The sequence below is a fragment of the Candidatus Paceibacterota bacterium genome (assembly GCA_041660505.1).
Lineage (GTDB): Bacteria > Patescibacteriota > Minisyncoccia > Phycocordibacterales > JACRKE01 > JBAZWG01.
Genome location: JBAZWG010000001.1, coordinates 224,033 through 235,799 on the forward strand (window position 1 = coordinate 224,033; position 11,767 = coordinate 235,799).

An 11,767-nucleotide genomic window follows, 5' to 3' on the forward strand; every position below is an offset into this window, starting at 1 on the left:
AATACTACAAAATTAGACGGCCGTTCAAAAATGTAGTAAATCCGGGTTTCAAGAATTATGACCTTTACGCTAGGTCGGTTGCGGTGAGCTCTATCTTTGACCCAGCAGGCAGTTCGCCGGCGATTATTTTGCGGGCAATCAGGCCCTCTACCTTATCTTGAATAGCGCGGTTCATCGGGCGGGCGCCAAACTTGGGGTCGTAGCCTATTAACACAACGCTATCCAATACAGCCTGATTAATAACGAAATCAATTCCCTTCTCGCGCAGGCGCGCCTGCAATTTCTTGAGGAGCATCTCGGCGATCTTAGTGATATTCTCCTTCGACAATGGTTCGAAGAATATCGTGCCGTCGAAGCGATTCATGAGTTCCGGCTTGAGCGTCCCGTTCGCGACAAGCGCGTTGGTCAGCTCCTCTTTATGCTCGGCCAAGTTGCCGCCGCTCTCGACAATTTTGAAAATATCATCACTCCCGGCGTTTGAGGTGGCGATGAAAATAACATTGCGTGCGTTTACCTTCTCGCCGGAGGCATCGGCGAAGACGCCTTCATCCAGCACTTGCAGGAACAAGTCTTTTACATTATTCGACGCTTTCTCAAATTCATCCAGTAAAAGTACGCCGTATTTCTTGTCGCGAATCATAGATGACATCACGCCCGGCTTGCCGAGGCTGAAGGAGCCGATCAGGCGGTCGATGGCGTCCGATTCTTTGTACTGATTCATGTCGAGACGCATCATACTCGACTCGTCGCCGAAGTAGGCGCCGGCCAAGGCTTTTGCCGTCTCGGTCTTACCCACGCCGGTCGGCCCCAAGAAGAGGAAGGTGCCGATGGGGCGATTTGGATTCTTGATACCGCTACGAACACGACGAAGTGCGTCAGCCACTGCCTTAATCGCTTGTTCTTGGCCGATTACGCGCTGATGTAAATATTCCTCGAGATGTTCCAGCTTGCTTTGTTCATCCATGCCAATCGCGCCGACAGGAATTTTTGTTTTTAATTTCACGAACTGGAGCACATCTTCTTTAGAGACGAAAAAATCATGGTCGCGTACGAGAGTTGATGATAAGTCCATGAGCAGGTCAACGGCCTTGTCCGGCATAATGCCGTCCGTAATATACTGCTCGGCACATTCCACGATAGACACGAGTGCCGGATATGTAAAAGTTAGCCCGCTCTTGTCTTCGATGTCGGCACCCATGCGCGCGATTAGTGCAACAACAGCATCGTGATTAGGTTCGTCGATACTTATCTTCTCGAACTTTGACATGAGCGATTGATTGGATTCAAAAAGCTTATGGAAATTCGCTGCGTCGGAGAGCGCGATAATCTGGATTGCAGAAGACGCAAGGACGGGAGCAAGCAAGGCTGTAACGTCTGAACCCAAAGCTTGCGCGGAACTATAAAAGGCGGCAAAGTCGTCGAAGATAAGTAGAATATTACCGGCGTGAATGGCTTCTTTGATTGTTAGCTGGAACTCCGTCTCGAAGACGTCTTTGGCTTTTGAGCCGGAGACAAGAGCGACACCATGGAAGCGAACGGTACGTTTATGGGCGAGCTGAGCCGTTGTTTTACCGGTCAAAATCTTGTCGGCCAGACCATTTATAATATCCACGACCCCTGCCCCGGGATGGCCAACCAAGAATACATTAGTCTCATCCGCGCGCGAGAGCGCCACCTCGATGCGGCTGATTTCAGCCTCGTGCATATCGCTCTTTACGCGGTCCATTATCCCCTTGCGCGTGCGGGTAATGTCCTCACTATAGCGATCGAGCCGAAAGGTGTCCCCATAGGCCCAATCTTTGCCGATACTTTTTATACTGCCGAGATTCTCTGCTGTCCACCAGCGCTCCTTCTGCCGGCGTACATTCTCTTGATCCATTACAAGGGCGACAGTGCCGGTAAACTCTTTCTCGCCTGCTGCAACATTAAATAACACGTCGCGCAAAGCCACTTCGGCCAAGAACAATTCGCGCGAGAATGTCTTAAATGAACAAAGTGCCTCGTCCGAAGGTGTAAATGGCGAGGCAGAAGCCAAGCGCGGTGCTTGTGCCAGCGAATTTATCGCCGCCGCCTCCATACCGAGACGGAGCAATACTTCGTAGCCCGCGCGAGATTCGACGTAAGCGCGGAGGTAATCGTTCTCATATCTTCCTCGATTTGCGATAATGTAAGCCTCTATCCAGTAGGGCTCATGGTCGGAGTCGTAGGAACGCTCATATGCATCAAGCAAGATTAGGCAAATCCACAGAACCAGCAAAAGCGCGAGGACTCCGAGGAGGCGCACAGCGATACTCGGCACAGAGATGAAATAGTGGGCATACGCCAAGAAAAGAATACCGACAATCATGAAAATCTTGGTAGCAATAAGAAGAATTTTGCGCGACTTATTGGTCAAGATGCTGTCGAGACCAGCAAGCGATTTGGCGGTCATTAATGTGTATGCATTCATGATGTGTTCTTAGGCTATTGGCCTGAAGATAAACGTGAATCCGGCAAATACCAGAATAATCAAAAATATTGGCAAGAGCATCCAGAGCAATATCATTCCAACTCCGCCGACTATCACTAAAGCCGTTGCGACCAGACCGATGACGATAGTGACGGTTCTGATGAGCAGGCCGACGACCCGCATAATGCTGTTGAATATCACGTGCTCCATGATAGCGCCCGGATTGATGGTGTGTGAGGCACCTTCGTTCATGCGTTTCCAAGGCGAAATGAGAGTGAGCAAAAGATTCGGTATCGAAAAATAATGAATCACAAAATACAAAATATGCCCCCAGTTTACGAGCAATTCTTTGAGCCCTTTGGTGTAATGCCAAATGAGATAATTGGGGAGAAGCAAGGCGATAGGCATGACCATATTATATCACTGCCGCCACGCAAACGCTGTGTATAAAATTAAGAGACCTCGGCCACAAAAAGGTATCTGAAATAAAACACAGCCGCTCACGAGGAACGGCTGGTTGAGGAAATTCCTCGAAGAACTAAAAATTGTCTTGGCCAAGTACTCGGACTACGAACGCTTTTCGCGCTTTGCGAGCACGTAGGCGTTATCGAAGTAACGCTGCTCGATGAAGTCATGAATGCTGACGCTTTCGAGACTTCTACCGGCGCGATTGGCAAACATAGGGAATCTACTCACCGTATCATTCATTCCTCGGTCGTTTACCCATGGAATGAACAGGTACCGTTTTTCGCAAAACCAGGGAAAGCTTGCAACGAAAAGGTAGGCCTCGCGCAAGCTGATGGGAGACAGATCGCTGTCTCCCCGCCCGGTGCGCTCCCTATCCTTCTTATACATCTGGTTGACGAGATCTCGTGGGGTCTCCGCGTGATAGCCTTCGTCGCCTAGCTCAATCGGCTCAAAGACGATTCTGTTGCCGGCGTTGACACCTTCCGAGACGCACGGCATTTCCCAGTTGAACCTCTCACTGAATCCATCCTCGATGTAGTTGAGGCGACAGGCGGCGAGCAGTTTCTGGGTGTGTGGTGTAGCCGAACCCACTTCAATCGGCAAACCGGTCTCTGCAAGAAAGCTACAGAGGTTGATCTTGCTGAGAAGCAAGTATTCGAGTGCTTCCTCGTTGTCGAGCAGTCGCTGTGCGAGCTCTCCGTCCAGTCTCCCATACAAATAGGAAAACCGAATCTGGAGAAACTCCGTTTGCCCTTGCGACACCGACTTACGCGGTATCCTTGGCTTAACCATGACAAAACTCCTTTTCCAGCCAATGGGAATGATTCCCAAAAGCCCTAATTCCTCCGTGGGTGGAGACGTACTGTTCCATGTTCCCCCAGAGGCGAGTGACCGTATCAAGGTTGTTATAGCATACTGCCAACAAGAGAACAACTCGACCCCAGTGGCTCATTTCCCACCATTTGACCCGAGGATGCTTGGTCGCCGAGGAGAGACCTCCGCTTTTACCGGAGGACTCACCTCGGCGACAGAATATTAAGACGGCAAGGTCTCTCCTCAAGGAGCGGAGCGGGAAGAGGTGAGTCCTTGCCGCCCTTACAGGTCGTCTTCCGACAGATACGGGATCCCGCGCTCGTCAGCCTTGACTATGGCGCCGTTGGTTTCTATTATTTCGCCTCCTTGGAGGAGGACTTCGAGCGCTATCCCCTGGAACGGCTTAGTGAGGAGCGCCGGGTCATAAATGAAGTCGCCAAGGCTATAGGCGATGACGCCGTCTTTGTACCTTTCGATACTGCCGACCTCGTGCGGGCCGACGCCTATCACTATCTTCGCACCGGCATCAATGAGGCTCTTGGCAAATACGCTGGCACCAACTTCATCGATACTCTCGGCGCCTGCGTTCGCATTATAGATAACCGCGAGGAATTGTACTTTTGCGGCCGAATTGCGAACAGTCTCGAGAAACGAAGAAATGTCCGCCGGATCGATTGAATTTATAACCGGAACATTCGAGGGTGACGAAAGCCAAGCCGGCGCGCCAATGGCGACATTCAAAAATCCGACGGTCATACCGCTTACGGTCTGTGTCCGCAAGACGCCGGCCTCGGTTGCGTCTCTGCCGATACCGACCGGCGTTACTCCGGCGCTAGCCAGTGTCGTGACAGTATCGCCAATCGCCCCCCTGCCCCAATCACCCGCGTGGCTGGTTGCGAGCGATGCGACAGTAACGCCGGCATCGTGAAGCGTCTTGGCAAAACCGGATGGCGCTTTAAAAGACGGGTGACTCCCGAGATCATAGCCAACGTCAGAGACCGGACCGATTATCGAAGTTATTCCCACATTTGAGTCTTTTAGAAATCCGCTGTTCGCAAAATATTTCATGAAGTCAGTTGAACTCTTCGGCAATGTATTTTTCGGTAACGCTATCGTGCCGAGGAAGATCAGAGAGGCGCGATCCTTTGCATCTTCATTGGCGAAGAGTGATTCGGTCGGAATTTTAGCCACCGTGCGCAGAGTGACACCCTTGTCGTACACCAAGCTATCATAAAGCTGATTGAGAATTAGTTTATTATCGCGGTCGCGGTTGGCACTATTCAAAAGGACGATGCCGATGTTCTTCTTACTGAATTCTGCCAAGGGTAATGAAAATAACGAGACCGAGGTCAGCCCCGACTCATCGATATAGCCAGTCTTGCCGCCAATATATCTGTCATCTTTGGCCAGAACGAATTTATTATGATTGGTCCAAACATGTCGCGCCGCACCTTCAGGACTCTTGAGCGTGTAGCTATAGGTCTTCGCAATGTTCAGTACATCGGGGCGGAATTTGTAGAGATATTGTGCAAGAGTGAAAAGATCTTTGGCCGAAGAGACGTTGTGAGACGATAGCCCCGATGGGTCGCCGAATGAAGTATGCGCAAGCTTGAGCGTCTTTGCCTTCTCATTCATCTTGGCGATGAACTGGTCGCGGCCAAACGACTCTGCAATGGCCTCGGCCATGTCGTTCGATGATTCCAAGAGAAGCGGGTAAAGCGCGTCGTTTACGCCCATACGTTCGCCGACAAATAGTTCTCCTTCGGTACCGAGCGTCGTTAGCGCGCGTTGGCTCACCTGCACCACGTTATCTTTAGAATAGTCTTCTGTCGCGACAAGTGTCGTGAATAATTTAGAAATTGACGCTATCGAACGTGTTTTGTCTTCATCGCGATTCATAATTACCTCGCCGGTATCCAAGTCGGCGATGTAATAGGAGAGCGAGTTTAGGCGCAAGACCGACTTTGGAACGGCTGTGTAAGCCGGAATGAGCGCACCGATAGAAGCCAAGCGTTCGACGGAGACGAAGGTTGACTCCTTTTTTGTCTTTACTATCACCACGTCTCCGGTGCTCAAGAAGCGATATACGGCCGCAGCATCAGCCGATTTGAGATGTATCGACCCGAACGTGTTTTTAGGGCTGTCACCAGGCTTTGTTTTGTATGGGTCACCATGGATGAAGGTGTTGCCGAATATCTGCACCGCATCGGGGAAATTCATCTTGGCGAGCGGAGACGAATGAGAGATTTCTTTAACGAGCACCTTATATCGTCCGGCCGGAGTCTCCCATGGCGAGCCGATGGCGCCAGTAGAGACAAGTGCGTAGGTGTCACTGATGAGGCCGCCCTCGTAAAGCGTAATATCATTCTTGTCGAGATCGATTATCGCGGCATGCCCCGTCTTCGGTGGCAAAGAATCGCGATAAGTGAGTTTGCCAAGTCCGGCGAAGTTGGCAAGCTTGGCGCTGTTCGTCATGAGCAGATCCTTACCCGATATATCACTACCGCGAAACAATAATCCAGAAAGGCCGAAGCCGATAGCGAGCGCCAATATAGCAACGATACTAGTTGTGAGCAGATGTTGTCGTTGCATTGGAGCCTGTCCCTTTAAATTTATAAAATACTTTGTCGCCGAGCCGCACATCTATATATTCAAGCGAATGAGGATGGCCTACGTATTCACCTGCAAATCGCGCGCTAGCTATTGTCGCCCGCAGACTGTCGGCAACATCTTGCGCCGATTGATCCTTGGTGAACAATACGTACCAGCCGTTTTTTATAAACACACGGAACGAGCCCTCATCTGTTTCCTCGAACGAACTTATGCTCAAATTCTGCGCGCTGAATAATTCAATTAATTTACGGAGTTTTTCCGGCACATCATCATTAAATACATTTGTCATCATAAGTGTTGACGATGCCAGACGCGGCGAACGGAGCTCCGGATAAACAGGGGCCGAGAGAGCCGGCGCAGGCGCGAAAACGAGCGTGTTGCGATCGGCGTAATAGCAAATACCATCCGGTCCGCAGACTATATAGACCGGCGTGCGCTCTGTGACCGAAATGCGCACCCCGTGTGGCGACTCGAGAGCAATAGTTGCTTTCTCGACCCAAGGCACGGCTTTCATCAAGTCGGCAGTCATACTACCGGGCGAAGATATCATTGTATAACGAGGGAAAATAAGAAATGTGTTCTGTTTAAGTAATCCGGTGACAGTGCTCGACACTTCTGTCTCGCGCGATCCTACTACTCCTTGCACCGCCACTGTTTCGATACGTAATACCGGTAAGCGGAAGGCCAGTGCCAGTGCGAGCAAGTAAATAATAATATTAAGCAAAACCAGGCCGGCCGTGATACCGGAGCGCTTCAGCTTCTTCTGCCGCTGTTCTTTCTTGATCGCCGTAATGGCGCGCCCGCGGATAACAACCATTACTTGATTGTATCAAATCCGGTGTACTTTCGTAAAACTTCCGGAATGTTGATACTGCCGTCGGCTTGCTGATAGTTCTCCACAAGCGAGACCAATATGCGCGGAGTCGGGATGGCCGTGCAGTTCAATGAATGCGCGTATTTAAGTTTGCCTTCTTGGTCGCGGTATTTGATATTCAACCGTCTGGTCTGGAAATCGTGGAAGTATGACGCGGAGCTTATCTCGCGATATTTCTGCTCCATCGGGACCCAGAGCTCGACGTCATATTTTTTAACTTGGCCGAGGCCGAGGTCACCACCACAGTTAACTACTGTGTGATACGGAATACCGAGAAGCTCGATAAACTCTTCCGTATTTCTGTTCAATTCTTCATGATACCTGACCGACGCTTCATGATTCGCCTCACAGAGAATCACTTGCTCCCATTTATAAAATTCATGCACGCGAATGAGACCCTTCACGTCCTTACTATGACTCCCCGCTTCCCTACGAAAGCATGGCGAGAATGATATGCATTTCTTGGGTTTGGAAAGGTCGATGACTTCATTCATGAAATATCCCATCGTGCCCACCTCTGCCGTGCCGGCAAGGAAGTTGCCGTCCTGCGTCTTGTACAAATCCTCTTCTCCTTGCGGGAGAAATCCTGTACCGAGCAATGCTTCGCGCTTAACGAGTGACGGGATTATCATCGGCGAGAAACCTTTTTCGCTGAAGAATTTAAGTGCCAACTGCCAGATTGCCAGCGACAGATTGACTCCGGCATTCTTGAGCACATACCCGCGGAAGCCCGCGATCTTCACCCCGCGGTCGATGTCGAGCATATCCAACTTCTCCATTATCTCGATGTGGCTTTTAGGCGTGAATTCGAATTTGGTCTTTTCTCCCCAGACCTTCGTCTCCACATTCTGCTCGTCGCTCTCGCCCTCCGGTACGGAGATATCCGGCACGTTCGGTACTTCTAGCATCAACGTGTGCCATTCTTTCATTATTTCGCGCAACTCTTCTTCCTTTTTCTGAAGAGTTTCTTTGAGTACCTTCATTTCTGCAATAAGCCCTTCGCGGACTCCACCGTCAGTCGCCCCTGCCACCAAGGTGGACGTGGCATTCTGCTTCTCGCGCATACCCTCGACTTCGCGGAGCAAAGCAAGCCGTTTATCGTCGGCAGTGATTAATTTCTCAAGATCCAATTTGACGCGTTTCTTCCGCGCCGCCTCCTTTATCAAGTCCGCATTTTCGCGGATAAATTTAATGTCTAACATGACTAGTTTTTAGTTGGTAGTTTGTAGTTTTTAGGAAAGCGAATACAAGACACACTATACCAAAATATGCGCCCGATGTGTAGTGCATTTTGAGGTTCGACCTTTCAGATGTCCGATAAGGTCGAACTTCTGTCGGTATAACTACACAAGGCAGTCTTGTGCCATAACGCCATTAGGCCGGCACCAATTTTGATGTTGCAAACGGTACTTGAATATCGATATGCGAAAGGTCATTCAGCGACAGCTTTTTGCTTGCTTCCAAAATCTCAATGCCGAGCAGTGACTTGTCTTCACCAATGTCAAAAATCACACCGTCTGTTGGTTCTTCATTTTCCAAGAACTTCCCTTCTCGAAGTTTTATGTACAGCGCATCGGCTGTTGTGTCGTAGCTAATTTTCATATGTTTTGTGCCAAATGGTTGAGATGATAATCGTATGCTTTCCCTCCGGTTTACAAACTATTTTTATTGTCCCTGCTTTTAACTTCTTAAAGATTACTTCTCGTTCATCGTGTCCTACTATTTTCTCATCTGGGTGCTCTAGCCCTTCGTTCACCATTTTCTCGGTGATTGACCGTTCAGCCATTCGCTCTTTTGCGTGTTCCGTATAGATGACGGTCATAGGGGTATTCTATCACAAACTGGCCAAAATAGAAGCGGTGAGTGCGTTTTTTAGCCAATTGTTTTTTGTATGCCATGTCCATTGCAATGTTTGAGTAGCCCGACATATGACTGTATTACATCAGGATTATATTCTTTTCCTACTATATTCCGAAACATTCGTTTTTTAGTCTTTGTTCGCAAAATGCGATGATTTGGAAACTGCACATAACCGAGAAAATCAATTCCTTGCCGTAGTTTAGAAATCGAAACTTTTTTCGGATGAAGTGAGAGCTTTAGTTTTTCTTGCAAAAAAACGTTGACACGAGGCAATAAAGCCTCAAGCTCTGTATGACTTTGTGAAAGTATAACGAAATCATCGCAGTAACGAATGTAGTACTTTTGTTTAAGGATATGTTTTACGAACTGATCCAGCTCATTCAGGTACACATTGGCAAACAGTTGGCTCGTCACATTGCCGAGCGGTATTGCCTTGCCTTGTATTTTTTCAAAACTGCCGATGATTTTTTTGATTAGCCACTTAGTATCTTCTCCGTGGATAACATGAGACAGTAGTCTAAGCAAAATTTCGTGATCGATAGTATCGAAAAACTTGCGAATATCGCATTTGAGCACATACGCGAGCTGATTATTATTCGCACTAACTCTTCGGCCGAACGCATGCAGTCGCTCGACTCCCGCATGCGTTCCCTTGCGAAACCGGCATGAGTAGGAGTCGAAGATAAAATGCTGATCGAATTGGTGATACAAGACTCGGAAAATTGCTTGGTGTAGTACGCGATCAAAGACCGTTGCTTTGTGGATGTGCCGGAGTTTCGGATCGCGGACGTAGAACGCTTCATACCGGCCGGTCTCGTATGTTTTGTTTTTTAGCTGTTCGTGGAGCAAAAACAGATTATCTTCGAGTCGGAATTCAAATTCCTGAACGTCTTGCTTTTTCGTCTTGCCTCGTTTAAACTCGCGCCATGCGGCAAATAGATTTTCGAGTGAAATAATCCGTTCAAATACATGATCGAAAATTCCACTAATAAGACCCCCCCCCGGCACTCTCCAAATCCCCTTGGTTCATAAGATTCGTGAAGTATATCGGAGTTTATATATTGTCGGCAAGCGGATGCCGAAGCGAGATAGGTTCGGAATATACCAACAGCTCGAGACGTTAGTCTTGCTCTGTCTGCGGATTGCTATTACGGCCGCCTTATCAAAACCGGAACAAAAGCCTCCTTTCATAACACGCTTGCGTATTGAAATTGAAGTATGCAAACAGCTTATCCGCGTGGCACACGAATTGGGCAGTATTGAGCAGAAAGATTATTTGATGTTATCAGAATTCCTTATCGAATGTTCCAAGATGTCCTATAAGTGGCTTGAGTCTCTAACCAAAAAGGAGCCGCAGTAATGCGACTCCGCTTGGCGAGACTATCTCACGGGTACGCAGGTTCTCGTTCGCATTGTCCGTGTTGTACCAGTTGACGTTCAGCTTGTCGTAGTTCCAGTTCACGTTCGGGACGTTGCCGTCGGAATTGCGCGAGCCATGTGTTGCCTCATGCCATCCACTTCACTGGCGGTCTTTTGCAAAGTCGCCTGTTCCCGTTTCTCGCGGTACTGCGCCGAGGCAGCTCTGTTTGGAGGCAGACTGCAAAATTATTTTTGCAAGACATCCTCGCCAGCATGAGGCACGTAGTTTCGTATAGACTGTGGCAAACCGATATCTCGTTTTTTATGCGAGACCGATTGTATGAGCCAGATTAGTAGTATAAAAGAATCGAACCCCATTTGCCAGAGGCAAACAGGGTTCGAAAAGTGTACAAAATAAAAAGGAGGCAAGTGTTACGAAACGACCTCACGGGCACGCAGGTGCTCGTGCGCACCGTCCGCGTCGTACCAGTGGACGCTCAGCTTGCCGTAGTACCAGTACACGAGCGGGACGTAGCCGCCGGAATAGCGCGAGCCCGAGCACAGCGTGATGTTCACGCTGTCCAAATGCTTCCCCGTTTCGAGGAAGTACTTGAGCTCCAGGTCAAGGCGCTCGGGCAAGCTGATGCCCTGTACCTTCTTGTCCTCGAGGTCGTTGGCGGAGCAGTTCTTCCACTCGGCGTCTGCCTCAACGCCGTCCCGCACCCAGATGGCGTGGGGCTTTTCGGTGCCGAAACGGTCGTTCCGCGTCACCGACGCGTCGAGGTCGGCCGTGTAGCGCCAGCAGGTGAACTGCTTGGCGCAGACGTCGAACCTCCGGTTGATGGTGACGCCCGGTGCCTCGATGATGAGGCGACCGAAGCCCGGACGCGTGACGGGGATGGCGAGCTCACGCAGGTCGAGTTTGACCTTGTAGAGATCGCCCCAATAGGCAATCCACGGGGTGAGCAACTTCTTGCGTGCCCGCCCGCCGAGCGCGCGCGGCCCCGTGCCTGCGCGCTCGAGCTTGAACGGGTTCCGACGCTGGAGGAAGAGCTTGACCTCTTCCTCGCTCAAGGCACCCGCCTTGAGCTTCGCCGTGAAGTCGACCAAAAGGTCGAACTTCGTGTTGTTACCGGCCTGTCCGTCAGACATAGCCAGCCTCCTTTATTTCAATGCCTTTGGCTTTCCGGCAAACTATTTGCCATAAAACCGCAAGCGTTCAGCTGGTTTTATATTATACAATAATTTACAATCTGTCAAGATAGGTTTTTTCGCTTAGTACACAACTTGGCACGGCCGTAACAAGTTATGTACTATTATTTTTATAGCAC

General features: G+C 49.7%; 12 protein-coding genes. 1 reads left to right on the forward strand and 11 read right to left on the reverse strand.

Translation table 11 applies throughout. From position 1 onward, the window contains the following. Positions 1-64: 64 nt before the first annotated feature. The 3 genes from WC764_01265 to WC764_01275 form a co-directional block, all read right to left on the reverse strand. Entirely contained in the window at positions 65-2,449 is a 2,385-nt protein-coding gene (locus WC764_01265; protein MFA6006337.1) for an ATP-dependent Clp protease ATP-binding subunit, read from the reverse strand. Between the two features lie 9 nt (positions 2,450-2,458). After that, entirely contained in the window at positions 2,459-2,863 is a 405-nt protein-coding gene (locus WC764_01270; GenBank protein MFA6006338.1) for a hypothetical protein, read from the reverse strand. Between the two features lie 153 nt (positions 2,864-3,016). Further along, a complete protein-coding gene (locus WC764_01275) occupies positions 3,017-3,709 on the reverse strand; it encodes a hypothetical protein (protein ID MFA6006339.1) in 693 nt (230 codons plus the stop codon). Between WC764_01275 and WC764_01280 the strand changes: the two genes are divergently transcribed. Beyond that, positions 3,708-3,956, forward strand: a complete 249-nt coding sequence (locus tag WC764_01280) for a hypothetical protein (GenBank protein MFA6006340.1) — start codon at positions 3,708-3,710, stop codon at positions 3,954-3,956. The two genes, WC764_01275 and WC764_01280, sit on opposite strands and share 2 nt — an antisense overlap. 56 nt (positions 3,957-4,012) lie before the next feature. On the opposite strand, the gene WC764_01285 is transcribed toward WC764_01280, so the two are convergent. From WC764_01285 to WC764_01320, 8 genes are all read right to left on the reverse strand, one after another. Next, entirely contained in the window at positions 4,013-6,322 is a 2,310-nt protein-coding gene (locus WC764_01285) for a CapA family protein (protein ID MFA6006341.1), read from the reverse strand. Further along, on the reverse strand, positions 6,294-7,160 hold the full coding sequence (locus WC764_01290) for a hypothetical protein (protein ID MFA6006342.1): 867 nt from the start codon (positions 7,158-7,160) through the stop codon (positions 6,294-6,296). Before WC764_01290 ends, WC764_01285 begins: the two co-directional genes overlap by 29 nt. Continuing rightward, positions 7,160-8,419 carry a serine--tRNA ligase gene (gene serS / locus WC764_01295; GenBank protein ID MFA6006343.1) on the reverse strand — a complete coding sequence of 420 codons (1,260 nt, stop codon included), beginning with the start codon at positions 8,417-8,419 and terminating at the stop codon, positions 7,160-7,162. The genes WC764_01290 and serS overlap by 1 nt, the downstream gene beginning before the upstream one ends. Positions 8,420-8,591: 172 nt before the next feature. Then, on the reverse strand, positions 8,592-8,819 hold the full coding sequence (locus WC764_01300) for a DUF2283 domain-containing protein (protein MFA6006344.1): 228 nt from the start codon (positions 8,817-8,819) through the stop codon (positions 8,592-8,594). Continuing rightward, positions 8,809-9,039, reverse strand: a complete 231-nt coding sequence (locus WC764_01305; protein ID MFA6006345.1) for a DUF4258 domain-containing protein — start codon at positions 9,037-9,039, stop codon at positions 8,809-8,811. The genes WC764_01300 and WC764_01305 overlap by 11 nt, the downstream gene beginning before the upstream one ends. A 50-nt stretch (positions 9,040-9,089) precedes the next feature. Beyond that, positions 9,090-9,926 carry a reverse transcriptase/maturase family protein gene (locus tag WC764_01310; protein ID MFA6006346.1) on the reverse strand — a complete coding sequence of 279 codons (837 nt, stop codon included), beginning with the start codon at positions 9,924-9,926 and terminating at the stop codon, positions 9,090-9,092. A 487-nt stretch (positions 9,927-10,413) separates the two neighbouring features. Further along, positions 10,414-10,539, reverse strand: coding sequence for a hypothetical protein (locus WC764_01315; protein MFA6006347.1), 126 nt, complete (start codon positions 10,537-10,539; stop codon positions 10,414-10,416). A 329-nt stretch (positions 10,540-10,868) separates the two neighbouring features. Continuing rightward, positions 10,869-11,588, reverse strand: a complete 720-nt coding sequence (locus tag WC764_01320) for a hypothetical protein (GenBank protein ID MFA6006348.1) — start codon at positions 11,586-11,588, stop codon at positions 10,869-10,871. Between the last annotated feature and the right edge of the window lie 179 nt (positions 11,589-11,767).